The organism is Kitasatospora sp. NPDC002551 (assembly GCF_040296005.1).
Lineage (GTDB): Bacteria > Actinomycetota > Actinomycetes > Streptomycetales > Streptomycetaceae > Kitasatospora.
Map to the genome: position 1 here is coordinate 1 of NZ_JBEOWI010000027.1, position 25,866 is coordinate 25,866.

A 25,866-nucleotide genomic window follows, 5' to 3' on the forward strand; every position below is an offset into this window, starting at 1 on the left:
GGCCTTCGGCGGTTTGTCGGGGCGCGCGGGCCGCCGGGGGGGGGGGGGGGGGGGGGCCGGGCCCCCGCCGGCCCCCCCCCCCCCCCCGCCGCCGCCGTGCTGCCGGCGAGCCGTCGGTGGGTAGTCCGGTGTGCCGTCGGTGCGCTTCGGGTGCGGGTCAGTGGGCGGTCAGGGCGGGGTGCGGGGCCGGGCGCGGGGGCGCGGGCAGGGGGAAGCCCGCAAGAGCGCGGTGGGTGCCGCCGTGGGCGGTGACGACGCCGCGGACCAGGTCGCGCAGCCAGCGGTGGCCGGCGTCCTGGTCGTTGCGCGGGTGCCAGGCCATGCTGAGCACCACGTCGGGCAGGTCGACCGGGAGCGCGAAGGTGGCCAGGCCGAGGGCCTCGGCCGCCGGGGTGCCCAGGCGGGCCGGGGCGAGGCCGACGAGGTCGGTGTCGCGGAGCAGGAAGAGCGCCGCCGGGTAGCTCGGCACGGTGGCCACCACCCTTCGGGTGAGGCCGAGTTGGGCGAGGCGCTGGTCCACCTGGCCGGGGCCCCGGCCGTGCCGGGAGACCGTGAGGTGGTCGGCGGCGGCGAACTCCTCGGCGGTCGGCGGGCCGCCGACGGCCAGCGGGTGTCCGGCGCGGGTGATGCCCACCAGGCGGGTGGTGGTGAGCGGCTCGGTGCGGGTCTCCGGGTCCAGGTGGTCGGTGACACCGACCTCCAGGTCGATCACGCCGTCGCGCATCGCGCTGGTGCCCTCCAGGTCGTCCCCGAGGAAGCGCAGGGTCACCGCCGGGGCCTGCGCGCGGACCGTCGCCAGCAGGGCGGCGCCGATCGTGGTCAGCAGGACGTCGCCGGTCTGGAGGGTGAAGCGGCGGCTGAGCCCGGCCGGTTCGGCGGCGGGGGGCGGTATCAGCAGCGCCTGGCCCCGGCTGACCAGGGCGCGGACCTCGGCGCGCAGCTCCACCGCGCGCGGCGTCGGCACCAGCCCGCGCCCGGCGCGGACCAGGAGCGGGTCGCCGAGCACCCGGCGCAGCCGTCCGAGCGTGCGGCTCATCGCCGGGGCCGAGGTGTGCAGCCGTTCGGCGGCACCGGTCACGCTGCCCTCCTCCAGCAGGGCGTCCAGGGCGACGAGCAGGTTGAGATCGAGGTCCGGCATGGGGTTCTCCGCTGGTGGTCGGTCGGCTGGGTGGGGGTGTGGGGGTGCGGGGGTGGGGGATGACCGGAAGTGAAAAGTGTGCTGACCTGGCTTTTCGCGGGAGCGCATGACGACTCGGCATCTAGCGTCGATCGCCAGAACTCCCCTGGGGAGTAAAGGATCTGACGTGATGATTGACAATGACATGTTGGTGGATGCCTGCCAAGGAGGCCGTGTGCCGACCTTCCCGGTGGCCGACGGCGTGCGCCGGCCGGTGCGGTCGGGTGGCACGGGTCGGCGCCCTGGCGCCGGAGTGCGCCCGGCTCGGGGCGGCGCGCGGCGCGTCGTGCGATCCGGAGCGCGGTGGTGAGCTCCCGCGCGTACACGGAATGGCGCCCGGCCCTCGCGCCGGGGCGGCAGGTGGCCTGCCTCTGGACACGGCGCAACGCCGGGGGAGCGGAGTACGGCCAGCTCGTCGTGCCGGACGGGTGCGTGGACCTGGTGTGGTCGGAGGCGGGGCTGGAGGTGGTCGGCCCCGACAACGCGCCGCGCAGCGTCCCGGTGCGCAGCGGGGCGGAGCTGGCCGGGCTGCGGCTACGGCCAGGGGCGGGGGGCCTGCTGCTGGGGGAGGTGCCGGTCCGGGAGCTGTGCGACCGCCAGGTCCCGCTGGCCGAACTGGCCGGTGCGGCGACGGCCGAGCGGCTCGGGGAGCGGCTGGCCCGGGCGCCCGGACTGCGGGAGGCGGCGGCGGTGCTGGACGCCTTCGCGGCCTCGCTGGTGCCCGGTCGGCCGCCGGACCGGGTGGTCGAGCGGGCGGTGGCCGCCCTGGGGCGGGCGCAGGGGGCGCGGGTGCCGGAGCTGGCGGCGGAACTGGGGCTCTCGGAGCGGCAGCTGCGCCGTCGGGTGACCGACGCGGTCGGCTACGGGCCGAAGACCCTGCACGCCGTGCTGCGCTTCCAGCGGGCCTTGGCCTTCGCGCGCGCGGACCGGGACGGGGCCGTGGCCGGGGACGGGGCCGTGGCCGGGGAACGGGAACGGGAGCGGGGCGCGTGCGCGGATCGGTGCGCGGCCGGGTACGGCGCCGGTGCGGGGAGCGGGCTGGCGGAGGTGGCGGTGCGCGCCGGGTACGCCGACCAGGCGCACCTCACCAGGGAGGTGCGCCGGTGGGCGGGGGTGCCGCCGACGGTGCTGCTGGGCCGCACGGCCCGGCCGGGTGGGGCGGTGGGTCAGGACTCCGGCGCGGCGTCGTAGGCGCGGAGGACCAGCAGCGCCTGGAGGGTCACGCCGGGGCGGGCCTCGGACTCGGTGAACGGCGACCAGCGCGCCCAGTGGATCGGCCAGCCGCCGTCCGGCTGCTGGGCGGCGGCGAGGTGGTCGAGGCCACGGGCCAGCTCCCGGTCGGTGAACCAGCCGCGGGCCAGGCTGCCGGGTGCCCGGGCGTAGTCGTGCGGCAGGTGGTACTCGCCCGGCGCGTAGCCCGGGGAGAGCTGCGCCTCCTCCGGCCGGTCCGGGTCGAGCAGCACGATCCGCTGCTCGCGGACGAGTTCGCCGAGGCGGGCCGCGGCCTTGCGGGCCCAGGCGGTGTCCGGGACGGCGTCGAGGAAGCGCAGCGCGGCGCCGGCCTCGTAGGGATGTGTCTCGCCCAGGTTCTCGACGGCGGCGCGGCAGAACGCGGTGGCGGCGGTGAGCCACGGGTGCTCGATGCCCTGGCGCAGCAGCGGGGCGACGATCTGCCCGGTGCTCAGCAGTTCGCCGACCGGTTCCGCGCCCTCCTCGGGCACCGGAATGAACGGCGGGCGCGGATAGGGCCGCAGGCTCGGCAGGACGACGGGAACGCCGCCGTCGGGTGCGGCGACCTCGGCCAGCCATGTGCAGACGGGCAGGGCACGGGCCGCGTCCAGGGCCCCGGCCTCCTCCAGGGCGAGCAGTGCGGCCGGGACGGCGATGGGCTGGGGGGCCGGTCCCCGGACGTCCGGTTCGAGGCCGTAGGCGAATCCGCCGTCGGGGGCGCAGTGGGCGCCCAGGGCGGCGAGGACGCCGACGGGATCGGGCCGGGGGCCGAACAGGTGGGCGAAGCGGCGTTGTTCGAGGACGCGCCCGGAGGTCCAGAGGAAGCGCGCGGCGGCGTCGAGCCGGGTGTCGGTGAGGCGTGTGGTGCGGGTCATGGCTCGACCGTAGGCGGCGCCGGGGCGGCGGTATTGAAGGAATCGGACACGGCCGGCGTGGTGTCGCGGTCGGCCGGCCGGGGCCAGTGGGCCTGCAGCGGGCGGTAGTCGGTCACCGTGATGCCGTGCTCGGCGAGCAGCTCGCGGGTGCGCGGGTCGACCAGGAAGGCGTGGTCGGAGCGGCGCACCCGCCGGTCGTCGTCGCCGGGGCGGGTGGTGGGGGTGGCGAGGCCGGGGTGGACGGCCCACTCGCTCAGGCCCGGCGGGAGGGCGGCGAGCAGCCGGGCGTAGTGGGCGGGCTTGTCGTCCAGCGGGACGGTGAAGCTGTCCAGGAAGGGGTGGTCGACCACCGGCAGCCCCCGGGCGCGCAGGCGTTCCAGGGCGGGCGCGAGCCAGACCCGGACGGCCAGGCCGTACTCGGCGCCGAGTGCGAGCGCGAGGTCGAGGAGGTCCGGGCGGCCGGCGTCGGCCAGGCAGTGGAAGTCGAGGTGGGTCGGATGCAGCCCCGGGCCGGTGGCGGCCTCGATCTGGGCGCGGAACTCCCGTTCCACCTCGGCCGGCCGGGCCCGGTCGAGCAGCCGGGCCCGGCCGTCGGGGGTGGCGGGCAGCAGGCGGCCGGTCGCGTCGAGCAGCGAGGGCACGGCGGCGGCCGGGGCGACCGGGCCCCACCGCGGGCCGGGCGCGTCGGTGTCGCAGACCAGGGTGAGGTGGATCCCGAACGGCAGCCCGGGCCGCTCGCGCAGCAGGCGCAGCGCGTGCGCGGATCCCGGGCAGCAGGTCATCAGGCTGCAGGAGGCGGCGACGCCGTGTTCGACCGCCTCGACGACGGCGAGGTTGACGTCCTCGTCGAGTCCGAAGTCGTCGCAGTTGAGGAGCGGCAGGCGGGTGCCCGGCGGGTGGCCGAGCAGCTCGGTGGCGAGCGGGGCCGGGCCGGCCTGCGGATTCGGCGGGCTGTGCGGATTCGGCGGGCTGTGCGGGCTCGGCGGGTTCATCCCGGCCTCCGGGGCCTCGGGAGCCGGGGGCCCGGGTGGGCTCAGACCTCGCGGGCGGCGCGGCGCTGACGCTTGCCGAGCGGGGCCTGGGAGAGGTCCTCGGCCTGGGAACGGAGGTTCTTGTAGCCGTAGCCGCGTTCGTCGAGCCAGCCGCGGGCGGCGCTCTCGGCGCGCTCGGTGGCGTCGAGGATGTCCTCCTCGGCCTCGCCGGTGTCCTGGTAGCGGAAGGTGAAGACGGCGCGGGCGCTCAGGTCGTAGCTGAGGTGGCCCTCGGGGGTGAAGGCGGCGAAGAGGATGTCGTGCTCGGCGGCGCGGGACCGCAGTTCGGCGTGCTGCTCGGGGGTGAGGCCGTCGAAGACGCCGCGGACGGTGATCCGGAAGGTGCGGGTGGTCATCCGGCGAGCGTATGCCGCGCGGTGACGGGTGGGCGACGGGTTTTCGGGGGAGCGGGCGGCACCCCCGCGCGGTCGGTCGCGGGGGCGCCGGAGGCGGGGCGGGCTCAGGCCTCGCTGAGGGCGGGGTCCGTGGGCGCGGTGGGCGCGGCGGCCTCGGTGGTGCCGGGGGCGGTGTCGGTCGCGGTGCTGGTCTCCGTGTCGGTCCCGGTGTCGAGGGAGGGCCAGCGGATCTGCGTGGCGCAGAGGGCGACGACCAGCGCCGAGGCGGCGACCACGGCCATGCCCCACACCAGGCTGCTCGCGTCGGCGATGAAGCCGATCAGGGCGGGACCGGCGAGCAGGCCGGTGGTGCCGGTGGCGGCGACCAGGGCGAGCGCGTCGGAGCCCTGGCGGGCGGCGGCGACGTAGACGCACGGGGTGACGGCGGCGACGCCCAGGCCCACGCAGGCGAAGCCGACCAGGGTCGGCACCACGCCGCCGACCAGCAGGGCGAGTGCCAGGCCGAGCCCGGCCACCGTGCTGCCGACGCGCACGATCAGGCCGTCGCCGAAGCGGGTGCGCCAGCCGTCGGCGAACAGCCGGGCGAGCACCATCATCACCGAGACGACGGCGATGCCCATCGGGGCCAGCTGGTGCGAGGCCTCGACGACGTTCTCCAGGTAGAGGGCGGACCAGTCGTTCATGGCGCCCTCGGTGACGGTGCCGAAGACCATCGCGAGGCCCATCCAGACGGTGATCCGGGAGGGGAGCGGGATGCCGCGGCGCTTGGCCGGGGCGGCGGTCTCGGCGGCCTCGGCGGTCGTGCCGGCCTCGGCGGGGGCGGCGGCGGCCGGCTCGTCCGCCAGCATGCCGGTCTGGGCGAGGAGCAGCAGCACGGCGAGGACGGCGACGGCGACGGCGAAGTGCGCGGACAGGGTGGTGGTGACGGCGGTGACGCCGGAGGCGAGCAGGGCCGCGAGCAGGGAGCCGGCGCTGAAGGTGGCGTGCAGCCTGGACATCGCGGTGCGCTGGAAGCGGACCTCCAGGGCGGCTCCCTGGGCGTTCATCGCGACGTTCAGGAACCCGACCGCGACGCCGTCGAGGCAGGCCACCACCAGCAGGACCGGGTAGTTCGGCGCCAGGGTGAGGCCGGCCAGGACGAGGCCGAGGCCGATCGCCGAGAGGGTGGCGAGGGCGCGCGAGCCGAACCGCTTCATCGCCGAGGCGACGAGCGGGAAGGAGACGGCGGCGCCGATGCCGCAGACCATCAGCAGCAGGCCGATCCGGCCGTCGTCCAGGCCGAGCCGGGTCTTCAGGGTGGGGAGGCGGGAGACCCAGGTCGCGTACTGGAAGCCGAGGAAGCAGAACAGCGCTGCGATGGCCAGGTGTGCCCGCAGGAAGTCATCGCGCACGCGGAGCATGTGCATCAGCCCGATTCGTTGGTGGGGGAAGAAGGGGGGAGGAACGGTGGGGGCCTGTCGGTGGTGCGGCCGGTCGGCGAAGTGTCCTGCTAGCGGAGCGGCATCGACATGTAGACGGCGCGCTCGCCGTAGCTCGCGGGCAGGTCCACCCCGGGGTGGGGGCGGTAGCCGAGCGGGGCCCAGAGGACCTCGCTGCCGCGCACGGCGACCAGGGAGACGGTCGCGTAGCCGCGGGCGCGGGCGGTGTCGGCGAGGAAGGTGAGCAGCCGGGGGGCGAGGCCGCGGCCGCGCAGCCGTTCGGTGACGACCAGGTCGTGGGCGTGCAGGTTGGTGGAGGCGCGGGTGGCCGGGGACTCCGCGCGGGCGAGGTCGGGGCAGTGGCCGAGCGGGTAGGGCAGGGCGAGCAGGTAGCCGCCGAACTCGCCCTTGTGCTCCACGGTGAAGCAGCAGTCGGGGGCGGCCCGGTGGCGCGAGCGCAGGGCCTCGCCGCCCTCGGAGAGGCCGCTCTCGGCGTAGGCGCGGGCCTCCAGGGGCACGATCTCGGCCCAGTCGTGCTCGGCGACGGGGCGGACCAGGAGGTCCTCGCCGAGCACGGTGTCGTCGACGAGGATGGGGTGTGCGGACATCTACTGCGGTTCTCTCTCGGGGTGCGGTTCTCTCTCGGGGCCGGGTGCGTCGGGCGGGAGATCGGCGCGGACGCAGCTGTAGGGGAGCGGGGGGAACCCGTTGAATCCCCGGGTGGTGTAGGCGGTGGCGTAGGCGCCGCAGGAGAGGATCCACACCGGGTCGCCCGAGGCGGTGTCCCGGGGGACGGGCAGGCCGGCGCCCTCGTCGGCGTAGGCGTCGTCGCTGTCGCAGGTCGGGCCGGCGATCACGGCGGGCACGGTCGGGGCTCCGGCGTGGGTGGGGAACTCCAGCCGGTAGCGCAGCTCGTCCATCTCGTACAGGCCGTTGAACTTGCCGCAGCTCAGGTAGAGCCAGTGGGCCCGCTTCCCGTCCAGTTGCTGACGGTCCGTCAATCGCACGACGTGGGCCCGGATCGCGCCGTGGTCGGCGACCAGGTGGCGGCCCGGCTCCAGGAGGAACCGCAGTGGCGCGGAGGAGACTTCGCGCAGGTACCGCATGCCGTCCCGGAGCACCGCGAACATCTTGTCGAGCGGCGGGTCGAGCGGGATGCCGCGCCGGTCGAGCACGCCGAGCGCGGGCAGACCGCCGCCGAGGTTGACGTGGTCCAGCGGGATGCCGCGCCGGCCGGCCTCCTCGATCACCGAGGCGAGCGTCTCCAGCGCGTCCTGCCAGGCCTCGGAGGTGAGTTGCTGGGAGCCGACGTGCACCGACAGGCCGGCCGGGACCAGTCCGGCGTCCCGGGCCGCGGTCAGCACCCGGACGGCGTCCTCGGGCGAGCAGCCGAACTTGCGGCTCAGCCCCCACAGGGCGCCCTCGCCGGTGGTGGCGAGGCGGCAGAACACCCTTGCGCCGGGGGCGTGTTCGGCGATCGCGGCGACGTCGGCGAGGCTGTCGGTGGCGAAGTCGCGCACCCCGAGCCGGTACGCCTCGGCGATCTGGCGGTCGGACTTGACGGTGTTGCCGTAGTGGATCCGCTCGGCCGGGACGCCGGTGCGCAGCGCCTGGGCGATCTCCTGCGGACCGGCGGCGTCGAAGCCGGCGCCGCGGGCGGCCAGGCAGTCGAGCACCTCGTCGACCGGGCAGGCCTTCATCGCGAACCGGACGTCGATGCCCGGCAGTTCGCGCAGCAGAGTGTCGTACTGGCCCTCGATGCCGTCGAGGTCGAAGACGATCCGGTCGTCCTCGGTGGCGGCCAGGGCGGTGCGCAGGCGTGCGTAGTCAGGCATCGTGGGCGCTCCGGCCGGCGGCGGGGCGGGTGGCGGCGGGCCGGGCGGGGTCGGGCCGGACCGGGGCGGAGCCGTCCACCGGCACCGGGCCGAGGTGGTCGAGCGGGGTGGCGCGGGCGGCGCGGACCAGCGGCGTCCAGGCGTCGACGAGCAGGGCGAAGGCCTCGATGTCCGCCTGCGCCTCGTCCAGCAGGCGTTCGCGCAGCGGTACCAGGTGGTCGGCGAACGCGGCGTACCGGCCGCCGAGTTCACGGTAGGCGCGGTCGACGACGGCCAGCCGGCGGTGGTTCTCCGCCCGGTCCGCGCTGGCCGCCCGGCGGGCGGCCTCGGCCACCGCGGCGGACCGGAGGTGGTGCTCCGCGTCCAGCAGCGCCCCGCCGGCCTCCTCCATCGCGTCGTAGACCGGGTAGAGGTAGAGCATCGACAGCAGGAACTTGGTGAACCGCAGCTGGTAGGCGGTGAACCCGGCGTCGGTGCGCCGCTCGGGCGTGTAGTGGTTGACGATGTTGCGGTTGTGGGTGACCGCGGGCAGCGCGGCGTGCAGCACCAGGTGGTGCAGCAGGTAGTCGCTGCCGATGGTGTCGGTCGCGGGCGGCAGCGGCACGCGCTCGTACACCTCGCGGTCCAGGGCGATGTTGCACATGTCGATCCGCCAGATGTCGGGCAGGTCGAGCACCGCGCGGTCGTGGGTGAAGGGGGCGGTGCCGTTGCCGACGAAGGAGTCCGCGACCAGCTCGCGGCGCTGCTCGGGGGTGTGGTCGGCGGGCGCCCACAGGCCCACGACCTCCTCGTAGAGCGCCGGGTCCAGCGCGCGGATCTCCCCGAGGTCGACGGAGAGCTCACCGACGAAGGAGCTGCCGACCAGGGCGACCGGCTTCTCGGCGTGCACCGGGTCGAGGGTGGGGTGGGTGACGCCGGACGCGGCGTCGGCGGCGCGCCGGCCGATCGAGCGCAGCTCGTGGTGGACCGGGAACACCGGTGCGCCGTCCAGCCACTGGTAGCTGCTGTCGGAGTCGCGGCGGTGCACGGAGGAGCAGCCGAGCGCGGCGGCGAGCAGGAACGCCCGGTTGGTGCAGGCGCCGTAGGAGACGGTGTCCGGCAGCATCAGGGCGAGCAGCCGGTCGGCGCCGGCGGCGGCGGCCAGGGCGGGGTCCCCGGCGCGGGCCCGGTCGATCGCCGCGCGCAGGAAGGCGCGCTGCTGCTCCTCGTCGAGGTGGTGGACGAGGACGCCGGGGGCGGTGGGCAGGTCGGCGACCGCCTTGGCGTGCTCGGTGCGGGTCGCGGCGTCCGCCGAGTCGAGGATCAGCAGGTGCACCCGGACGCCGAACTCGCGGGCGGCCCAGGCGGCTTCCTCGCCGACGGCGGCGATGGCCGGCCCGCAGGACCGGTTGGTGGGCAGCGCGAGGCAGATGTCGCGCACGGCGGTGTCCCCGTTCACTCCTCGCCGTCCTCGCGGGCCGGGGCGGCGGCGTGCCAGGACTCCAGGCCGAGCAGCCTGGCGCCGAGGCCGGTGAGTTCGGCCGGGCCGTAGCGCAGCGACTCGTGCTCGCGGTGGTCGCCGACCAGGGTGCGGTTCCAGGTCGGCGTGGACAGGTGACGCCAGGATTCGATGCGCGACTCCCGGAGCTCGTCGTGCTCCTCCAGCGCGGGCATCATCGACAGGTACTGGACCGAGCGCACCCCGCGTTCGGAGGTGTTGGCGGCGACGCCGTGGGCCAGCATGCCGTTCCAGATCAGCAGGTCGCCGGCCCTCAACTCGGGCCGTACGACCGGGAACTCGGCGCGGTCGACGGCCGGGCGGATCGGGTCGCGGTCGGCCGGCTGGGCGGCCTGCCAGGTGTTGAACCGGCGGAACAGCTCAGGGTTGCACTGGAAGCCGCCGTGGTCCGGCTCGGTGTCGTTGAGCGCGATGATGCCCTGGACGCGCTGCGGCAGCATGCCGGCCGTGGAGTCGACGTCCCAGTGCAGCTCGATGTCGAAGCCCTCGTCGGTGGGTTCGATCAGCGCGCGGTCGCGGTTCCCGACGTTCGGCGGGTTGAGGTTGAGCCGGTCGAGGGTCACCCAGAGCTCCTCGCAGTCCCAGACGTCGACGAAGGCGTCGTACACCCGGCGGGCCTGCCGGCTGTCCCAGAGGAGCTGGTGCTGGTAGGCCTCGACGAAGCCGTAGATGTGCAGGTGCCGGTCCAGCTCGTCGCGGAACTCCCGCTCCTCGTACCAGGTTTCGGGGCGCTCGGGGTCGAGTCCCTGGAACTCCCAGGCGAAGTCGAGCAGCCTGCGGGCGGCCTCGGCGGGGATCGCCTGCGGAACGACGACGTAGCCGTAGGTCTGCCAGAAGGTGAACTGCTCCTCGGACAGCACCCGCAGGGGGCGCTGCTTCCTGATGTCCTTCAGCGCGGTGGCGGCGAGGTAGGACTCGCCGTCGTTGCTGAAGTAGGGGCGCTCCGAAGCGGCCCGGAACAGGTACCCGTCGGGCTTCGGCATCAGGTCACTCCAAGTTCGGGTCGGGGCGTCGGTCGGTCGGGGCCGTGCGGCGGCCCGCGGGGACGGAGGGGCGGGCGCCGTGGAACACGGCGGGGAGGGCCGGGCGGTCCGGGCGGGCGGAGGGGAGGGTGGCTCGCTCGTCCCGGCAAGGGGTGCCGCTGACTGTTCCGGCCTCGTCAAACGCGTGTTCCCCTACGGTGGACTAGACCAACTTGTGGTGTCAACCCTCGTCTCTCCGGCCCCGCCAGACGCCCCGTCGGTGGGTGGACGACCGGCCGTGACCTGCGCCGGAGCCCGGGCCGGGACGGCCGGGGACGTTCGGCGCGACGGGCGGACGAACGGGCGGCAGGCTTGCCCCATCGGGCATCCGCCGGTGCGTCAAGAGGCAACTGCGCGACCGGGTCGGCGGTCTGACGTGACCTCGGCGTGGATGGGGGCAACCCCCCTCCGGGGAGGAGGGATTGCCGCAGCTCGGCACCGGGGACGGCCGGCGGCAGGCCGTCGTGGCGGCCGGCCAGTACGGCCACCGCGACGTCGACGAGGTGTTCGCCGGGGTGGAGAAGGCGGCCGCCTGCGCGGTGCTCGGTTCCTGAGTCACGCGGCCGGGCCGGCGCGCGGCGGTGCGGCGGGGGTGGGCCGGTGCGGCGGGGGGCGGGTGGTGAATCCGGGGGTGCTGTGCAGGTTGGGCGCGATGTGTACCTGACATCCGGTGGGCGTGCGATCATCTGCCCGCTGTTGTCGATCATCGCGCAAGGAGGGCCCCTGATGGCACGCATCCGCGCGGCACGGTGGAAGGCCGCCCTCGCCGCCCTGGCCGCCGCCTGCACCGCGGTGCTCGCCGGGCCGGCCACGGGCCCCGCGGCCGCCGTCGAGACGCCCGTGGTGCAGCCGCTCACCCCGGGCGCGGACCAGTTCCGGCTGACCGACACCGACTACACGGCCGCCACCGCCAACCTCTACAGCCACCAGCTCACCCGGCACGCCGGCCTGGCCGACGTCGTCACGACCGACTACACCACCGACTCGGCGGGACAGGACGACGGTTGGCTCCGCCTGCGGCAGATGCGCCCCTGCGCGGGCCTGGAGCAGGCCGGCCTGCCGCCCGCCGACGTCGACAAGAAGACCGCCTGGTGCTGGTCCAGCGCCTACGGCGACGACACCACCCAGCACTGGTACCCGCAGGGCCTCAGCACCACCGGCACCGCCGACGGCGGCGACGGCGCGATCCAGGGCCGCAGCGTGACCGCCGTCGCCTGGCACTACACCACCTACGCCGACGACCCGGTCACCGACGGCTGCAAGACCAACAACCTGCTGAAGCTCACCCTCGTCGACCGGGCCACCGGGAAGTACCGCCACGTCCTCCTGGTGGAGCCCACCGGCACCTCCGCCACCGCCTCCGACTTCACCTTCGTCACCGGCCACGGCGGCGGCATCGCCTGGTACGCCAACCACCTGTACGTCACGGACACCGCCAACGGCATCCGGGTGTTCGACCTCGACAAGCTCGCCAAGGTCGACACCTACGGCTCCGGCGTCGGCACCTACGGCATGAACGGCGGCAGGTCCAGCGCCTGCGGCTACCCGTACGTGCTGCCCGAGACGCACCGCTACTTCCAGGCGAGGAAGGCGCCCAGCTGCGCCGCGAACGCGCCGATCGACCCCGCCTCGCTCTGCTTCTCCTGGCTCGCCCTCGACAAGACCGGCGGCGGCTCCACCTTCAAGCTGGTCACCGGCGAGTGGTACGGCGAGACCTACGGCTCCCGGGTGGTCCGCTACCGGCTCAACCCGGCGAGCTCGGCCACCGACCCCGGCCTGCTCACCACCTCGGGCGAGCGCACCGTCGTCCAGGACGCCTTCACCACCCCCGCCTACCGCGGACTGCAGGGCGGCATGACCTGGACCGACGCCCAGGGCGTGGTCAACTTCGCCTTCTCCAAGGGCTGCGGCACCAAGCCGGCGGTGCTCTCGCACACCTGGACCGGCGACACCCGCCCGGTCACCGGCTGCGGCAGCGAGAGCGCCTGGGGCGGCAACTGGGGCGCCGGCTCGCCCCAGGCGCTCAGCTACTGGCCCAAGCTGGGCACCGAGCAGGTCGACGAGCTGTGGGGACTGACCGAGGGCATCTGCCGCCCCAGGGGCGACAAGCACTTCGCCACCGGCGCCGACGACTCCGGCGTCTGCGCGTCGTACAGCGGGACCACCACGGCCTCGCTGCGCACGGTGTTCGCGGTGGGCTTCACCGACCCGGCGGTGCAGGGGCGGCACTGAGGTCCGCTCCTCCCCGGGCCGGGCCGGGCCGAGCCGGGGCCAGGGCGAGGCCGGGTCCAGGTCCGGGAGGAGCGGTGCGGGTCAGATCGCGACGGTCGTCAGGTACGAGCCGGTGCCGCGGATGCCGGCCAGCAGGAGGGCGTGGCCGCCCGGGGCGACCGCCGCGGCCGACACGCCCTCCAGGCCGAAGCCGGTGCGGGTCTCGCCCGGGAGGTTCACGTCGCCCGCGGTGTCGTGGGCGAGCACCGAGGCCTGCGGCGTCCAGCTGTCCTTGAGCAGGTAGAGCCGCCCGCCGTCCGGGCTCACCGCCACGTAGTGGAGGTCGACCGGAGCGTTCGCGAAGGTGAAGACCGGCCGGGCGACATCGGTGGTGGTGTCGACGGCGTACCCCGTCCCGGCGGAGGCCTGCGCGCCCAGCGCGTACACCCGCAGGCCGTCCGGCGAGGCGGCCAGCTCGGTGGCGGCGCCGAGCCGCTCGACGGTGCGCAGGGCGGTCGGCACCGGGGTGGTGGTGTCGAGGTGCTCGACGCCGAGGTCGGTGGCGACGTAGCCGGTGGCGCCGCCCGCCTGGAGCGCGAGCCCGTTCACGCCGTGGCCGCGCAGCGGCAGGGAGCCGGTGAACGCGCCCCGGTCGGCGCCGAACACCAGGACCCGGCCGGGCAGCACCCCCTGTCCGTCCCCGGCCGGGCCGTTCTGGCCGGCGTAGACCTTCGATCCGTCCGGGCTCACCGCCAGCCCGGTGAGCGTGCCCGGCGCCCAGCCGGCCGGGTGGGCCTGCTCCGGTGCCGGGGTGCGCGAGAGCACGGTGCCGGCGGCGGTGTCGACCGCCACCAGCCGGTCCGCCACGACGACGTAGAGCCGGCGGCCGTCCTGGCTCACCACGGGCCGGCCGGCCGCGCCGTCCTCGGCGAGCGGCAGCTCGGCGACGACCGCGCCGCTGCGCAGGTCGACGGTCCGCAGCACGACCGGCGTGCGCTCGCCGGCCCGGTCGGCCGCCACCACGTACGCTTTCGTTCCCTCCGGCCCGACGGCCAGCCCGAGCGCCCGCCAGCCCACGGCGGTGCCGGCGGCGGCCTGCGGTGCCGGGTCGGCGGCGGCTGCCCCGGCACCGGCCCCGGCCAGCAGGAGCGCCGCGGTGGCCGCCAGGGTCGAAGTCCAACGGGCTTTCCTCATGCGCGAGTTCATGATTCCCCACTCTGTGGTCTAGACCTCATGCGTGGTGCGAGGGCAACGCTAGGGCACGGGGCCGGCCGCGGGGCGTCACTTTTTGGACCTTGTGCGTACGGGGGGAGACGCGATTGTTCCCGGATCGGCCATAGGTTCGCTCTATGGGGCCATAGATGGGCACCGCCTACAGTGGCGAGGTCCGGCCGGGTTGGCTGGGAGCGGGTGACCCTCGCCCCCGTCCGCCCTGGCCGGACCGGGTTCAGCCCTGTTCAGCCATGTTCAGTCCTGTTGTGTCCGTTCCCGTTCCGGAGGATCGCCCCGCCATGACCCGCCCGATCCGCGTCGCGATCGTCGGCGCCGGCCCCGCCGGCATCTACGCCGCCGACGCCCTGCTGAAGTCCGACGCCGCCCAGCAGCCCGGGGTCTCCATCGACCTCTTCGAGCGGATGCCCGCGCCGTTCGGGCTGATCCGGTACGGCGTCGCGCCCGACCACCCGCGGATCAAGGGCATCATCACCGCGCTCCACCAGGTGCTGGACAAGCCGCAGATACGTTTGTTCGGCAACGTCGACTACCCCTCCGACGTCACCCTGGACGACCTGCACCGGTTCTACGACGCCGTGGTCTTCTCCACCGGCGCGATGGCCGACCGCTCGCTCGACATCCCCGGTGTCGGCCTCGACGGCTCCTACGGCGCCGCCGACTTCGTCTCCTGGTACGACGGCCACCCGGACGTGCCGCGCACCTGGCCGCTGGAGGCCGAGAAGGTCGCCGTGCTCGGCGCCGGCAACGTCGCCCTGGACGTCGCCCGCATCCTCGCCAAGACCGCCGACGAGCTGCTGCCCACCGAGATCCCGCCGAACGTCCACGAGGGCCTGAAGCGCAACCGGGCGCTGGAGGTCCACGTCTTCGGCCGTCGCGGCCCGGCCCAGGCCAAGTTCAGCCCGATGGAGCTGCGCGAGCTCGACCACTCGCCCAACATCGAGGTGATCGTCAACCCCGAGGACATCGAGTACGACGACGGCTCGATCGCCGAGCGGCGCGGCGCCAAGCACGTCGACATGGTCGCCTCGACCATCGAGAACTGGGCCATCCGCGACGTCGGCGACCGCCCGCACCGGCTCTACCTGCACTTCTTCGAGTCCCCGGTGGAGGTGCTGGGCGAGGACGGCCGGGTGACCGGGCTGCGCACCGAGCGCACCGAGCTCGACGGCACCGGCAACGTCCGCGGCACCGGCCGGTTCACCGACTGGGACGTCCAGTCCGTCTACCGGGCGATCGGCTACTACTCCGACGAGCTGCCGAAGCTGCCCTTCGACCCGGTCTCCGGCACCGTCCCGAACGCGGCCGGCCGGGTGCTCGCCGCCGACGGCTCGCACCAGGACGCCACCTACGTGACCGGCTGGATCAAGCGCGGGCCGGTCGGCCTGATCGGGCACACCAAGGGCGACGCCAACGAGACCGTCGCCTGCCTGCTCGCCGACCACACCGAGGGTCGGCTGCCCGGCGCCGCCGAGCCCGAGTCGGAGGCCGTGGTCACCCACCTGCGGGAGCGCGGGGTGCGGTTCACCACCTGGCAGGGCTGGTACGAACTCGACGCCGCCGAGCGCGCGCTGGGCGCGGCGGAGGGGCGCGAGCGGGTCAAGGTCGTGGAGCGCGAGGACATGCTCCGGCACAGCGGGGCGTAGCGGAGCGCCCGGCGCGCGCCGGGCGCCTCAGGCCTCGGCCGGCGGCGGGGCGAGGACGACCGGCCAGGCGTCCTCGCCGGCCAGCACGTCGTCCAGCGCGAGCTCCGGGCCGGCAGTGAACACGGCGGTCGCGGCGGCGGCCCGGGCGTACAGCCCCGGGTCGACCGCCGCGTCCGCGCGCAGTACCAGCGCGGCCTCGGGCACCGCGGGCGAGCGCTCCGGGAAGGCCTCCGGGTCGGCGCCGATCTGCTGGAGCGTGAACGGGTACGCCGCCACCGCGACGGTCAGCCGGTCGCCGTCCAGGGAGTGCTCCGCCCAGCCGTCGGTGGCCAGCAGGAAGAACGCGCCGTCCCCCTCGTGCCCGTACCAGCCCAGCTTGGCGACGGCCTGCTCCCCGGGCGGGCCGTCCGGGTCGACGAGCAGTGCCACCACGGGCGCGTCCGGGTCGTCGGGGTTGATGCCGCTGCGGACGAAGAGCCGGGCCACGGGCGACCTCCGGTCGGGGTGGAGCGGGCGGACGGGACCAGGGCGACGCTACCGGGCCGCCGGGCCGGGTTTGTCGGCCGGGGGCATGATTGTCATGGACGCGACTCTAGCGGCCCGGTGCTGCCGCCGACAGGAGAAGCGCGCGCTCCGGATCGGACCCCCGGGCGGAGCCGAAGCCGGCGGCGCCGCTCGGGCCCCCGGGGCCCGCCCGCCCCGCCGTCGCCCGGGCCCGACGGTTGGTCAAACTCCTTGATCGATTGGTTGATCGGCTTCAATGGCCGGCATCCGACGGCTGTTCTCGGCCAGCGCAGCGCAGCGGCGCGCCGAAGTCCTGTGCCCCGCGCCATCGAACCTTGGCAGGTTGCCACCGAAGCTTGACGGAGGCGAGTTTCTGCCACTGAAGACTGACCGACCAGGGCGGCTTGCGGGAGTACGTTGTCACGATGACCGAATCCCTGCCGCCCGGCGGTGTTGTACTCGATACGGACGAGTTGGATGCCCGATGGGCGAACGCATGGCGGCCGGAGCAGGTCGCGGAGCGGTTGGGCGGGGTCGGTGCCACCTGGTGCATCGCGGCAGGGTGGGCGCTGGATCTGTTCCGCGGGAGGCGGTCACGGCCACACGGCGATCTGGAGATCGCCGTGCCTGCGGCGGGATTCCCGGAGATTCGGAACCGCTTCCCGGAGTACGTGTGGGACGCGGTGGGTTCGGGGCGTGTCTGGGCGGGGGCGGGAGCCGAGGCGCTGGCAGCCACGCACCAGACCTGGTTGCGGGATCCGGCAAGCGGTCGGTTCCTGTTCGACGTCTTCCGTGAGCCGCACGAGGGCGGGACGTGGATCTGCCGGCGGGACGCGAGTCTGCGGCTGCCGTACGACGCGATCATCGAACGGACAGCGGACGGGATCCCCTACCTGGTGCCGGAGTTGGTGCTGCTGTTCAAAGCAAAGGCGACGCGGCCCAAGGACCAGGCGGATTTCGACGGTGTGCTGCCGTTGCTGAGCCGGGCGCGGCGGAACGTCCTCGGCGGGTGGCTGGAGCTCGTGCACCCCGGTCATCCATGGCAGGCGAAGCTGGCAGGGTAGTACTGCCCGGTACCGGTCAGGCTCCCGTGGCTGAACCGCGCGTCCGTCAGCCTTCGGTGGCGATCGGTCAACCACGGCCTGTTCCCGATCCCCGATGTCGCCGTCGCGCCGAGGGCGGGAACGGACGGGCGCGGGCCGGGGAGCGAGGAGAGCTCACCGGCCCGGGCCTCGCCGCTTCAGCCCGCGGACGGTCCGGCGGCCTCCGGGCTGCCGCAGGTCGCCGTGTCGACGAGGGCCTGGAAGGTGCGGCCGGTGGCCTCGGACAGGTGGTACGGGTTCACCGACACGACGACCTGCCGCCGCCCGTCGGCGCTGCCCGTCACGAGCGTGCCGTAGCCGGCGATGCCGCCGGTCAGGCCCCAGAACTCGCCGCACGCGCCGGGGTGGCGGCTGAGCCCGAGGCCGTAGGTGAAGCCCTGCCCGGTGTCGACCTGCTGCTTCATCGCGTCGAGCTCCGCCGGCCGCAGCAGCCGGCCGCCGAGCAGCGCCGCGTTGAAGCGGGCGAGGTCCCGGGTGGACGAGATGCCGGCACCGGCCGGGCCGTACGCCGACGGGTTCTGCAGGGTGACGTCGGCCGGTCCGCCGGGGCGTTCGACGTAGCCGTGCGCGTGCGGCCCGGGGATGACCGTGGAGGTGTCGGGCATCGAGGTGTCGCGCAGGCCCAGCGGCCGGATGATCCGGCGCTCGGTCTCCTCCGCCCAGGTGCGCCCCGTGACCCGTTCGACGATCAGGCCGAGCAGCACGTAGTTGGTGTTGGAGTACCACCAGCCGGTGCCCGGACTGCCGTACGGCGGTTGAGCGGTGGCGATCCGCACGACGTCCAGCGGCCGGTAGGTCGTCCAGCGGCCGACGGTCAGCCACCGGTCCAGGGCCTCCTCGCCGTCGGTGTCGAACCGCGGGTCGTCGGTGAAGTTGTGGATCCCGCTGGTGTGGTTGAGCAGGTGGCGCACGGTGATCGCGGCGCCGTTCGGGACGAGCCCGGGGAGGTGGCGTTCGACCGGGTCGTCGAGCCCGATCCGGCGCTCGCCCACGAGCTGGAGCACCACGGTGGCGGCGAAGGTCTTGGTGACGCTGCCGATCCGGAACCGGGCACCGTCGGGCACCGGCGCGCCGGTCGTCAGGTCCGCGACCCCCGCCGTCCCGCGCCACGCCGTGCGGCCGTCCTGCCGGACCTCCGCCAGTACCGCCGAGGAGCCGCCCTCCTCGACCACGGCCCCCAGCGCCCGGCGCAGCGCGGCCGGGTCGGTGGCGGGCCGTTCCTGCCCGGCGACCGGGGCGGCGGGCGGGGCCGCCGAAGCGGCCGGTGCGAGGGCCGCCAGCAGCCCCGTGCCGGCCAGGGCGACGACGGCCACCCGGCGCACGAGCCGGTGGCGGGCGGTGCGACGGGCCGGCGTGGTCGTGGTGCTGGTCGTGGCGCTGGTCGCGGTGACGGTCATCTCGGTCCCTTCCGACGGCGACCGGACCCCTTCCGGCGCTGACTCCAGCCTGCTCGCCGACCGCCCCGCCCGGCCTCCTTCCGAGGTCGACACCGCCTCCCCCCGCAGAGCCAACTCCGCACCCTCCGGGGGAAGGACGGCCGTCCGGTCGGTGCACCGGGCCGGGCGGGAAGGGCGCGGCGCAGGCCTCGGCGGAGCCGGCCGAGCGGGCGGCCTCGCGCCACGTGGTGTCCTCCGCCAGGGGCCGGCGGTCCTGGGCCGGGTCACGCGTGCGGGCGCCCCGGCGGGGCACCCGTACGCCGCCGCACGAGACCGTGCTCAGCCTGCGCGAGCCCGGGCTCGCCGCTCCCCGCACCGCTGCGCGTTCAGGGAGCGGCGCGGCGCGGCGGTTCGGCCGTCGGGAGTGGTCACGGCGCGGCCGGGGCGGCGAGGGTGGCCGGGTCGGTGTTGGCGCCGCACAGGACGACGCAGACGCGTTCGCCGTCGGCGGGGCGGTAGCCGTGCTCGCCGTCGTCGCCCTCGCTTTCGCCGCTACCGCCGTTCGGCTCGGTGAGCAGGGCGGCGAGGGCCGTGGCGGCGCCGTGCTCGACGGCGATCCGGTGGTCCTCCCAGAGCGCCTGCCGGGCCCGGACGATCGCCGCGTCCGGGACGAGCACGGACCGGACGCCCTCGCCGCGCGCCGCCTCCACGGCCAGCGCGGTGGCACGGCGGGCGCCGAGCGAGTCCCCGGCCACCGAGTCGACCGTGACGTCCACCGGCCGGCCCGCCGCGAGGGCGGCGTGCAGCGCGCGGGAGCGCTCCGGTTCGACCGCCACCACGCGGACGCCGTGCTCGCGGGCGGCCGCGGCCACCCCCGCGAAGAGCCCGCCGCCGCCGACCGCGACCAGCACCGTGTCCAGGCCGGGCAGCCGCTCGTGGATCTCCTCCAGCAGGGTGCCCGCGCCCGCCGCGATCAGCGGGTGGTCGTAGGCGTGGCTCGCCAGCGCCCCGGAGGCGGCGGCGAACTCCTCGCAGGCGGCCAGTGCCTCGGCGTACTCCGCGCCGACCAGCCGGACGTCCGCGCCGTACGAGCGCAGCCGGGCGATCTTCACCTGCGGCGCGGTGGCGGGCAGGAACACGGTGGCCCGCACGCCCTGCTGCCGCGCCGCCCACGCGCAGGCCAGCCCGGCGTTGCCGCCGGAGGCGATGGTGACCCCGGCGTCCGGCAGCGAGCCGCCCTCCCGGTGGGCCTGCAGGAAGTTCTGCGCCCCGCGGGCCTTGAAGGAGCCGGTGTGCTGCAGGTACTCCAGGGCGAACCACGGGCCACGGCCGTCCCCGGCGCCGCTGCCCGGGGCGAGCGCCACCGGCCGTACCCGCCCCGCGATCCGCTCCGCGGCCGCCTTGATGTCGTCGTAGCCGAGCTGCTGCTGCCCCATGGTGCGCCGCCTTCACCTTCGCGTTCCGCCGTACCGGTACGGCGTACCGTACGCTGTCCCGTATGCCTCGGCAATCCTCAGCCCTCGACCGTGCCACGCCCGAACGCATCGCCGTCGCAGCCCTGGCGATCGTCGACGGACAGGGGCCGGCCGCCCTCAGCTTCCGCACCCTCGCCGCCCGGCTGGACATCTCCGTCGCCTCGCTCCAGCGCCGCTGCACCGACCTCGCGGGCCTTCTCGACCTGGTCACCGACCACCTCGCCGAACGGCTGCCGGTCATCGCGCCGGGGACGGCCTGGGCCGACGCCACCGAGGCCCGGTTCACCGCGCTCTACCGCCTGCTGACCGCCCACCCCGGCCTCGTCGCCCTGCGCGGCAGCCGCCCGTGGCTCGGCCGCAACCTGCTCGCCCGCCTGGTGGAACCGCAGCTCGCCGACAGCCTCGCCGCCGGCCTGGCCCCCGCCGAGGCGATGGCCGCCTACCGGCGGATGTACCTGCTCACCCTCGGCAGCGCGAGCTTCGTCGACCACCGCGACCCCGCCGCCGGCCGCGCCGCGACCCGCACCGCCCTCGCCGCCCTGGACCCCGAGGAGTTCCCCGCCCTGACCGGCCACCTCACGGAGTTCCTGCCGGTGGTGACCGACCACGAGGTCTACTACGTCGCCCTGCGCCAGCTGATCACCGCTGCCGCACCCTGAAGCGTGTTGCAGAAGTCCGCGGGTGGGCAGGTCGGTGGGCGCCGCCAGTATCCGGGAGGTGTCGTGGGACGGCGGACGGAGTCAGGGTGTGGGCGGCGCGGACGAGGCAGAGGTCAAGCGGAAGCTGGGGATCGACACCTGGCGAAACATCTCCAAGGACAGGGAGCCGGGAGCGGCGGGAGGCCCTCGACGACCGCCTTCAGGCTTCAGGCCTGCGAGCCCGGCTTCCAGTCCCGGGCGAGGAGGCCGAGCACCACCTGGTCCAGGAACTCGCCCAGCACCCAGGCCGAGGAGCGCAGGACGCCCTCGCGGACGAAGCCGTTGCGCTCGGCGGCGCGCAGCATCGCGGTGTTGTCCGACAGCGTCTCGACCTGCAGCCGGTGCAGGCCCCGGACGACGAAGCCGTAGTGACAGAGCGCCGCGACCACGTCGGTGCCGTAGCCCTTGCCGCGGGTGGACGGCAGCAGGCCCAGCCCGATGTGCGCGCACCGGTTGTGGGTGTCGATGCCCCACAGCGTCGCCGTGCCGACCAGCGTGCCGCCCTCCAACTCCACCACGGAGAAGGGGACGTGAGCCGGGTTCGAGTCGTCACCGACGAGCCGCGGGTCCTTCGAGCCGGGCGTGATCGGCCGCCACGGCCGGCCTTCGGCGCGTGCGGAGTTGACCACGTCGTCGTAGAGCTCGGTCCGCAGGATCGGGATGTCGTCCTCGTGGCGGGCCCGCAGCCCGATCCTGTCGCCTCGAACCATGCGAGCTTCCTATCCGGCGGGACCGGTCGGGCGCAAACGATTTCGGGCGCCCGCGCGGTAGCCCCGTGTCCGGCCTGCGTGTCCGGCCTGCGTGTTCGAGTAGCGGAACCGGCGCCGCGCCTGGGAGCATCTCCGCAACCGTACGGGAACGAAGAATGAGGGAGGGAGGCGGGCGGCATGATCGGTGTTCTGCTGATCGGCATCCTCGCACTGACCGTCGGAGGCTGCGTCTGCGTGGTGTGGGCCGACCGCGGCGGCCCTCGGTGGACCCGCGCCGTGGCGGTCGCCACCGTCGGCGCCGGCCGGATGGTGCGCGGCTACCAGAAGGCCAACCGCCACCAGGCCAGCAGCGGCAACGGCGGCGACGGCGACTAGTACGGCCCGAGGTCCTGCCCGCACACCGTGTGGCGGTGAGCGGGCAGGCTTCACGGCACGGAAGGCATCCGACCGCGCGCGGCGGCGCGTCCCGCCGTGCAGTCATGGGAGGGAGCTTCGGGGCGTGGAGCAACGGTCTCGTCAGCCGTCGTTGTAGACCCAGGGGCTCAGGGCACTGCACGAGGTCGTGGTGCAGGCCTTGTAGGCGATCCTGCTGCCGTAGCCGCCGAGCGCGTTGAGGCTGCTGTTCTCGTAGAAGTCCTTGTTGCAGACGCCCCAGGTGCTCTCGCCGAGGTTGTTGATGCACTCGCCCGACCGGTAGTCCACCCAGCTGCCGCTCGAGTTCTTGAGCTGGTTCACCCATCGCATGGACGTTTGACTGTCCTCGTAGAACGACCTGGTCACCCACAGGATGTCGCCGTACTTCTCGAAGCAGACCCAGCCGAGCCCGCTGCCCGGGTACGTGAGCTGGTACGCGCACTGGGCGGCGCCATCGGAGGTCACGCCGGCATAGTTGGTCTCATAGCCTGCCGCGTTGGCGGAGCCGGCCGCGCCGAACGTGGTGACGGCCACGCCCAGCACCATGGCTGACGCGGAGACGCCCAGACGGAACTTGCGCTGCATGTGATTCCCTTCTGCGTACGTTTCTCGTGCGAGGACACGACGAGTGGGCGCTTGACGGCCCTCGTGGTGACTGCGGCCCTTGGGGGCGGCGGGGGCGGTCGGTTCGCCTGCCTCCGCGCGAGTCGCCCGTCGTCGCCGGCCGGAGGGCCCGGACGGGACGGGCACAGTGCGGCCGACCCGGGCTGCGGGTTCGTGTCGCGGCCTCCTTGCTCCTGCCCGACGGAGATTGGCACTACGGGAGCAGCGGATCAAGGTGAACGAGCTGTCCCGGACGGAGTGTTGCTGTCCGGGCCGGTCACAGACCTGTCCGGGACGGGGCCGGACGGCGGCACGGGGCGGAGAGCGAGTGCCTGCTCCCTGGCCGGTCATGTCGTCAGGGGCGGCAGGACGCCGGTGGTGCGACGCCCTGCGACCCCGTTGGCCCCGCTGCGCCCCGGGCCCCCGCGCGCCCGGACGCCCCGGGGCCCAGGAGTCAGGGTCCGTGCCGGGTGGTGAGGTGGCGATCCGGCGGTTCCCGGGGCTGGCCCGCGCACCTTCTTCCGCCGGCTCCAGGCCGCCACCGGGACCACCCCGCTCCAGTGGCTGCTCAACCAGCGCCTCGCCCGCGCGCAGTCCCTGCTGGAGGCCACCGACCTGCCGGTGGAGCGGATCGGCGAGCGCGGCGGCCTCGGCAGCGCCACCAACCTGCGGCGTCACTTCACCGCGCGCGTCGGCGTCACCCCCACCGAGTACCGCCGCGCCTTCCGCTCGCCGGCGGTCCCGGAGGGGGCGGGCCGGTCCTTCTGACGAGGTGCCGGGGGCCGCCCGTCAGAGCCGGCCCGCCACCCGCTGGACGCGCATGCCGACCGACCGCCAGAGCCAGCCCACCGAGAGCGGCAGCGTCACCAGCCCGATGCCGAACGCGTCGCGCATCCGGTTCTTCGCGAAGCCGGCGCACGTGTCGATGTCCTCGCCGCTCGAGGTGAAGTCGAAGAACACCGGCGAACCGCAGTGCACGCTGTAGCCGTTCGGGTAGGTGTGGGAGAGCGGGAGGAAGGCCAGCCCGACCGCCCACAGCCACACGGCGAGCGCCAGCAGCCCCAGCGCGTGCACCCCCCACCCCTGTGCACGGTAGGCGCGTTGCCACGCCCGCTCGTCCCGCGCCCGCAGGTACGCGTCGATCTCCCCGGTCTCCATGCTCTTCCCCCGCTCCTGTCACGACCACGACGGCCGAGGAGAGCATTCCAGGTCGCGCTCCCCGGCCGTCGGCGGGGTCGGTCGGTCCGGGTCGGTCAACCGGAGCCGGGCCGGCCGGGGTCGGGTCAGAAGTCGAAGAACGCGCCGGCGGTGCGGAGCAGGACGCAGTGGTTGCCGTAGGTGTGCTGGTACGACAACGGCCGGCCCCGGTAGGTGCCGGTGGCGGTCACGGTGTACGGGTCGTAGAGGTCGGTGCAGACGCCCGGGTTGACGTTCAGCTGGTCGAGGTCGCCGTTGACGGACTCCAGCAGGCGGCAGGCCGTGACCGGGTCGGGGTGGGTGGTGACGCTGTCCGGCGGGCAGTCGAGGATGGCGACGTGGGGCGTACCGGAGGTCGGGGTCCGGCCGTGTGTCACCGTGAGCCTGAGACTGGCCTCGGCCTGCGCGGCGGCGGGCGCGGTGGCCGGTGCGGCGGGCGCGGAGGAGGTGACGCCGGTGCCGGGGGCGGGGAACGGGACGGGGGTGATGGCGTTGGCGGTGCCCGCGAAACCGGCGGTGAACAGGGCGGTCGCGAGGAGGGCGAGGGCTCGGGTCGTCTTCACGCCCGACGCAACGATCCGCCGCCGGACCGGTCACGGCTCGCCGGCGGATCGGAGTGGGAAGTCGGCCGGTCCGACTTCCTGTGCCGCGGTCCGGTGCGGTCGGTGACCGGTCAGTCCTGGTAGCGGGCGGCGAGCGTGCGGACGGTCGCGGCGATGCGGTCGCGGAGTTCGGGAGGGGACAGGACTTCGATCTCGGCGCCGAGCCGCAGGAACTCCCCGTGCGCGTGCTCGACCGACTCGATGGGCACCCGCGCCTGCGTCCAGCCGCCCTCGCCCGAAGGGATGACGCCGAGCCGGCGCGCGCCCTCGGCCGTCACCCGGACGAGGGCCTCGCCGGTGTGCAGCCGGGCCCGGAAGTCGGCGAGGTGGGCGCGCCAGTGGGCGGGGAGGTCGAAGCCGTCGGGGGCGGTGAACTCCTCGTCGAGGCGGCGGAGGGAGAGGATCTGGTCCACCCGGTAGGTGCGCGGGCCGGCCGCCCCGCCCGCGACCAGGTACCAGCGGCCGGCCTTGAGCACGAGTCCGTACGGCTCCACCCGCCGCTCGATCTCCTCCGGGGCCCGCCAGCGCCGGTAGCGCAGCAGGAGCGCCCGCCGCTCCCAGACGGCGCCGGCGACCTCGCCGAGGTGCGGGTGCGGCGCGCGGTCGGCGTCGCCGTACCAGCCGGGCGCGTCGAGCAGGAAGCGTTCGCGGATCCGCCCGGCGTGCGCGCGCGGCTCGGCGGGGAGGGCGGCGTGCAGCTTGAGCTGGGCGGTGGCGAGCGCCTCGCCGAGGCCGAGCTGCGCGGCGGCGCCGGGGAGCGCGGCGAGGAACGCCGCCTGCGCCTCCTCGCCGGTGAGCCCGGTCAGGCGGGTGCGGTAGCCGTCGACGAGCCGGTAGCCGCCCGCGTGTCCGGCGGCGCCGTACAGCGGGATCCCGGCGGCGGCGAGGGCGTCGACGTCCCGGTAGACGGTGCGGACGGAGACTTCCAGTTCGGCGGCGAGCTGCTGGGCGGTCATCCGACCGCGGTTCTGGAGCAGGAGGAGGAGAGTGAGGAGTCGGCTCGCGCGCATGGGGAGAAGTATCCGGTTCTGCTGACAGGAGGTGTCAGTGGAGCGTGGCTAGCCTGCGGCGCATGATGATCGTTGAACTCCGTCAGTACACCCTGCACCCGGGGGCGCGCGAGACGCTGATCGAGCTGTTCGAGCGCGAGTTCGTGGGAGGACAGGAGGCCGCCGGCATCGCGGTGGGCGGGCGGTTCCGTGACCTGGACGACCCCGACCGCTTCGTGTGGCTGCGGGCGTTCCCGGACATGGCGAGCCGTCGGCGGTCGCTGGAGGCCTTCTACGGCGGCCCGGTCTGGCGGGCGCACCGGGAGGCGGCGAACGCGACGATGGTGGACAGCGACGACGTGCTGCTGCTGCGGGGGCCGGGCTTCACGCCCGTGCGCGGTGCGGGCGAGGTGCTCGCGACCGTCTGCCACCCTGCGGAGGCGGAGGCCTTCGACGCTTACGCCGCCCGCCACTTGGCCCCGTCGCACGCCCTCCACCGCAGTGAGCACGCGGTGAACGACTTCCCGGCCCTGCCGGTGCGGGAGGGCGAGGACGTGCGGGTGTGGTTCGGCCCGGCGGAGTCGCCTCCGTGGCGGGCGCGGCGGCTGAGGCTGGAGCCCGTGGAGCGGTGAGGCGAGGGAGTGGGAAGTCGGCGGGGCCGACTTC

General features: G+C 74.9%; 26 protein-coding genes and 1 pseudogene. 9 read left to right on the forward strand and 18 right to left on the reverse strand.

Translation table 11 applies throughout. The features are described from left to right. Nucleotides 1-157 precede the first annotated feature (157 nt). Nucleotides 158-1,138 carry a LysR family transcriptional regulator gene (locus ABT093_RS22410; protein ID WP_350566922.1) on the reverse strand — a complete coding sequence of 327 codons (981 nt, stop codon included), beginning with the start codon at nt 1,136-1,138 and terminating at the stop codon, nt 158-160. 345 nt (nt 1,139-1,483) lie between these two features. Between ABT093_RS22410 and ABT093_RS22415 the strand changes: the two genes are divergently transcribed. Next, on the forward strand, nt 1,484-2,368 hold the full coding sequence (locus ABT093_RS22415; protein WP_350566924.1) for a DUF6597 domain-containing transcriptional factor: 885 nt from the start codon (nt 1,484-1,486) through the stop codon (nt 2,366-2,368). On the opposite strand, the gene ABT093_RS22420 is transcribed toward ABT093_RS22415, so the two are convergent. The 8 genes from ABT093_RS22420 to ABT093_RS22455 form a co-directional block, all read right to left on the reverse strand. Next, entirely contained in the window at nt 2,344-3,282 is a 939-nt protein-coding gene (locus tag ABT093_RS22420) for a hypothetical protein (RefSeq protein ID WP_350566926.1), read from the reverse strand. The two genes, ABT093_RS22415 and ABT093_RS22420, sit on opposite strands and share 25 nt — an antisense overlap. Continuing rightward, a complete protein-coding gene (locus ABT093_RS22425; RefSeq protein ID WP_350566929.1) occupies nt 3,279-4,274 on the reverse strand; it encodes a ChbG/HpnK family deacetylase in 996 nt (331 codons plus the stop codon). The genes ABT093_RS22420 and ABT093_RS22425 overlap by 4 nt, the downstream gene beginning before the upstream one ends. 41 nt (nt 4,275-4,315) lie before the next feature. Next, entirely contained in the window at nt 4,316-4,669 is a 354-nt protein-coding gene (locus tag ABT093_RS22430) for a DUF6204 family protein (RefSeq protein WP_350566931.1), read from the reverse strand. 104 nt (nt 4,670-4,773) lie between these two features. After that, a complete protein-coding gene (locus ABT093_RS22435; RefSeq protein WP_350567159.1) occupies nt 4,774-6,069 on the reverse strand; it encodes an MFS transporter in 1,296 nt (431 codons plus the stop codon). A gap of 89 nt (nt 6,070-6,158) precedes the next feature. Further along, entirely contained in the window at nt 6,159-6,695 is a 537-nt protein-coding gene (locus ABT093_RS22440; RefSeq protein ID WP_350566934.1) for a GNAT family N-acetyltransferase, read from the reverse strand. Further along, complete coding sequence (locus ABT093_RS22445; RefSeq protein ID WP_350566936.1) at nt 6,696-7,922, reverse strand: type III PLP-dependent enzyme; 1,227 nt, start codon at nt 7,920-7,922, stop codon at nt 6,696-6,698. Then, a complete protein-coding gene (locus ABT093_RS22450) occupies nt 7,915-9,342 on the reverse strand; it encodes a DUF6271 family protein (RefSeq protein WP_350567162.1) in 1,428 nt (475 codons plus the stop codon). Before ABT093_RS22450 ends, ABT093_RS22445 begins: the two co-directional genes overlap by 8 nt. 14 nt (nt 9,343-9,356) lie before the next feature. Then, nucleotides 9,357-10,403: a phytanoyl-CoA dioxygenase family protein gene (locus ABT093_RS22455; protein WP_350566939.1), complete on the reverse strand. Its 1,047-nt coding sequence runs from the start codon at nt 10,401-10,403 to the stop codon at nt 9,357-9,359. Between the two features lie 461 nt (nt 10,404-10,864). Here ABT093_RS22455 and ABT093_RS22460 point away from each other — a divergent pair, with 461 nt between their 5' ends. Then, the gene (locus ABT093_RS22460) at nt 10,865-10,996 is read left to right on the forward strand and encodes a hypothetical protein (protein WP_350566941.1); all 132 of its coding nucleotides are present in this window, start codon (nt 10,865-10,867) and stop codon (nt 10,994-10,996) included. Between the two features lie 172 nt (nt 10,997-11,168). Next, nucleotides 11,169-12,674, forward strand: coding sequence for a hypothetical protein (locus ABT093_RS22465; protein WP_350566944.1), 1,506 nt, complete (start codon nt 11,169-11,171; stop codon nt 12,672-12,674). A gap of 81 nt (nt 12,675-12,755) precedes the next feature. On the opposite strand, the gene ABT093_RS22470 is transcribed toward ABT093_RS22465, so the two are convergent. After that, complete coding sequence (locus ABT093_RS22470; RefSeq protein WP_350566946.1) at nt 12,756-13,847, reverse strand: hypothetical protein; 1,092 nt, start codon at nt 13,845-13,847, stop codon at nt 12,756-12,758. A gap of 317 nt (nt 13,848-14,164) precedes the next feature. On the opposite strand from ABT093_RS22470, the gene ABT093_RS22475 reads away from it, so the two are divergent. After that, nucleotides 14,165-15,529 carry an FAD-dependent oxidoreductase gene (locus tag ABT093_RS22475; RefSeq protein WP_350566949.1) on the forward strand — a complete coding sequence of 455 codons (1,365 nt, stop codon included), beginning with the start codon at nt 14,165-14,167 and terminating at the stop codon, nt 15,527-15,529. 27 nt (nt 15,530-15,556) lie between these two features. Here the strand turns inward: ABT093_RS22475 and ABT093_RS22480 are convergent, their stop codons facing one another. Continuing rightward, entirely contained in the window at nt 15,557-16,015 is a 459-nt protein-coding gene (locus ABT093_RS22480) for a hypothetical protein (RefSeq protein WP_350566952.1), read from the reverse strand. A 443-nt stretch (nt 16,016-16,458) separates the two neighbouring features. Between ABT093_RS22480 and ABT093_RS22485 the strand changes: the two genes are divergently transcribed. After that, nucleotides 16,459-17,097, forward strand: coding sequence for a nucleotidyltransferase domain-containing protein (locus ABT093_RS22485; protein WP_350566954.1), 639 nt, complete (start codon nt 16,459-16,461; stop codon nt 17,095-17,097). Between the two features lie 176 nt (nt 17,098-17,273). Here the strand turns inward: ABT093_RS22485 and ABT093_RS22490 are convergent, their stop codons facing one another. Together ABT093_RS22490 and ABT093_RS22495 are read right to left on the reverse strand one after the other, a co-directional pair. Beyond that, nucleotides 17,274-18,533, reverse strand: coding sequence for a serine hydrolase domain-containing protein (locus tag ABT093_RS22490; RefSeq protein WP_350566957.1), 1,260 nt, complete (start codon nt 18,531-18,533; stop codon nt 17,274-17,276). A gap of 407 nt (nt 18,534-18,940) precedes the next feature. Beyond that, a complete protein-coding gene (locus ABT093_RS22495; protein ID WP_350566960.1) occupies nt 18,941-19,948 on the reverse strand; it encodes a threonine/serine dehydratase in 1,008 nt (335 codons plus the stop codon). Between the two features lie 62 nt (nt 19,949-20,010). Here ABT093_RS22495 and ABT093_RS22500 point away from each other — a divergent pair, with 62 nt between their 5' ends. Beyond that, the gene (locus ABT093_RS22500; RefSeq protein ID WP_350566963.1) at nt 20,011-20,646 is read left to right on the forward strand and encodes a TetR/AcrR family transcriptional regulator; all 636 of its coding nucleotides are present in this window, start codon (nt 20,011-20,013) and stop codon (nt 20,644-20,646) included. Between the two features lie 206 nt (nt 20,647-20,852). On the opposite strand, the gene ABT093_RS22505 is transcribed toward ABT093_RS22500, so the two are convergent. Then, nucleotides 20,853-21,395 (reverse strand): GNAT family N-acetyltransferase, encoded by a 543-nt coding sequence (locus ABT093_RS22505; RefSeq protein ID WP_350566966.1) that lies wholly within the window; start codon nt 21,393-21,395, stop codon nt 20,853-20,855. Nucleotides 21,396-21,572: 177 nt separating this feature from the next. Here ABT093_RS22505 and ABT093_RS22510 point away from each other — a divergent pair, with 177 nt between their 5' ends. Then, a complete protein-coding gene (locus ABT093_RS22510) occupies nt 21,573-21,770 on the forward strand; it encodes a hypothetical protein (RefSeq protein ID WP_350566969.1) in 198 nt (65 codons plus the stop codon). A 141-nt stretch (nt 21,771-21,911) separates the two neighbouring features. On the opposite strand, the gene ABT093_RS22515 is transcribed toward ABT093_RS22510, so the two are convergent. After that, nucleotides 21,912-22,394, reverse strand: coding sequence for a hypothetical protein (locus ABT093_RS22515; RefSeq protein ID WP_350566971.1), 483 nt, complete (start codon nt 22,392-22,394; stop codon nt 21,912-21,914). A 516-nt stretch (nt 22,395-22,910) separates the two neighbouring features. On the opposite strand from ABT093_RS22515, the pseudogene ABT093_RS22520 reads away from it, so the two are divergent. After that, a pseudogene (locus ABT093_RS22520) lies at nt 22,911-23,180 on the forward strand (helix-turn-helix domain-containing protein); the annotation flags it as partial. Nucleotides 23,181-23,201: 21 nt separating this feature from the next. On the opposite strand, the gene ABT093_RS22525 reads toward ABT093_RS22520, so the two are convergent. From ABT093_RS22525 to ABT093_RS22535, 3 genes are all read right to left on the reverse strand, one after another. Continuing rightward, entirely contained in the window at nt 23,202-23,570 is a 369-nt protein-coding gene (locus ABT093_RS22525) for a hypothetical protein (RefSeq protein ID WP_350566974.1), read from the reverse strand. A 125-nt stretch (nt 23,571-23,695) separates the two neighbouring features. Then, nucleotides 23,696-24,172, reverse strand: coding sequence for an SSI family serine proteinase inhibitor (locus ABT093_RS22530; protein ID WP_350566977.1), 477 nt, complete (start codon nt 24,170-24,172; stop codon nt 23,696-23,698). A gap of 110 nt (nt 24,173-24,282) precedes the next feature. Next, entirely contained in the window at nt 24,283-25,221 is a 939-nt protein-coding gene (locus ABT093_RS22535; RefSeq protein WP_350566980.1) for a helix-turn-helix transcriptional regulator, read from the reverse strand. Between the two features lie 62 nt (nt 25,222-25,283). Between ABT093_RS22535 and ABT093_RS22540 the strand changes: the two genes are divergently transcribed. Next, complete coding sequence (locus ABT093_RS22540; RefSeq protein ID WP_350566982.1) at nt 25,284-25,832, forward strand: NIPSNAP family protein; 549 nt, start codon at nt 25,284-25,286, stop codon at nt 25,830-25,832. Nucleotides 25,833-25,866: the final 34 nt, after the last annotated feature.

Coding starts and splice junctions, on each gene's coding strand:
- ABT093_RS22440 (WP_350566934.1), bottom strand. CDS start 6,695: ATGTCCGCACACCCCATCCTCGTCGACGACACCGTGCTCGGCGAGGAC.
- ABT093_RS22540 (WP_350566982.1), top strand. CDS start 25,284: ATGATGATCGTTGAACTCCGTCAGTACACCCTGCACCCGGGGGCGCGC.
- ABT093_RS22500 (WP_350566963.1), top strand. CDS start 20,011: ATGCCTCGGCAATCCTCAGCCCTCGACCGTGCCACGCCCGAACGCATC.
- ABT093_RS22465 (WP_350566944.1), top strand. CDS start 11,169: ATGGCACGCATCCGCGCGGCACGGTGGAAGGCCGCCCTCGCCGCCCTG.
- ABT093_RS22470 (WP_350566946.1), bottom strand. CDS start 13,847: ATGAGGAAAGCCCGTTGGACTTCGACCCTGGCGGCCACCGCGGCGCTC.
- ABT093_RS22485 (WP_350566954.1), top strand. CDS start 16,459: ATGACCGAATCCCTGCCGCCCGGCGGTGTTGTACTCGATACGGACGAG.
- ABT093_RS22445 (WP_350566936.1), bottom strand. CDS start 7,922: ATGCCTGACTACGCACGCCTGCGCACCGCCCTGGCCGCCACCGAGGAC.
- ABT093_RS22525 (WP_350566974.1), bottom strand. CDS start 23,570: ATGGAGACCGGGGAGATCGACGCGTACCTGCGGGCGCGGGACGAGCGG.
- ABT093_RS22505 (WP_350566966.1), bottom strand. CDS start 21,395: ATGGTTCGAGGCGACAGGATCGGGCTGCGGGCCCGCCACGAGGACGAC.
- ABT093_RS22435 (WP_350567159.1), bottom strand. CDS start 6,069: ATGCTCCGCGTGCGCGATGACTTCCTGCGGGCACACCTGGCCATCGCA.
- ABT093_RS22420 (WP_350566926.1), bottom strand. CDS start 3,282: ATGACCCGCACCACACGCCTCACCGACACCCGGCTCGACGCCGCCGCG.
- ABT093_RS22490 (WP_350566957.1), bottom strand. CDS start 18,533: ATGACCGTCACCGCGACCAGCGCCACGACCAGCACCACGACCACGCCG.
- ABT093_RS22425 (WP_350566929.1), bottom strand. CDS start 4,274: ATGAACCCGCCGAGCCCGCACAGCCCGCCGAATCCGCACAGCCCGCCG.
- ABT093_RS22455 (WP_350566939.1), bottom strand. CDS start 10,403: ATGCCGAAGCCCGACGGGTACCTGTTCCGGGCCGCTTCGGAGCGCCCC.
- ABT093_RS22410 (WP_350566922.1), bottom strand. CDS start 1,138: ATGCCGGACCTCGATCTCAACCTGCTCGTCGCCCTGGACGCCCTGCTG.
- ABT093_RS22430 (WP_350566931.1), bottom strand. CDS start 4,669: ATGACCACCCGCACCTTCCGGATCACCGTCCGCGGCGTCTTCGACGGC.
- ABT093_RS22495 (WP_350566960.1), bottom strand. CDS start 19,948: ATGGGGCAGCAGCAGCTCGGCTACGACGACATCAAGGCGGCCGCGGAG.
- ABT093_RS22515 (WP_350566971.1), bottom strand. CDS start 22,394: ATGCAGCGCAAGTTCCGTCTGGGCGTCTCCGCGTCAGCCATGGTGCTG.
- ABT093_RS22510 (WP_350566969.1), top strand. CDS start 21,573: ATGATCGGTGTTCTGCTGATCGGCATCCTCGCACTGACCGTCGGAGGC.
- ABT093_RS22475 (WP_350566949.1), top strand. CDS start 14,165: ATGACCCGCCCGATCCGCGTCGCGATCGTCGGCGCCGGCCCCGCCGGC.
- ABT093_RS22535 (WP_350566980.1), bottom strand. CDS start 25,221: ATGCGCGCGAGCCGACTCCTCACTCTCCTCCTCCTGCTCCAGAACCGC.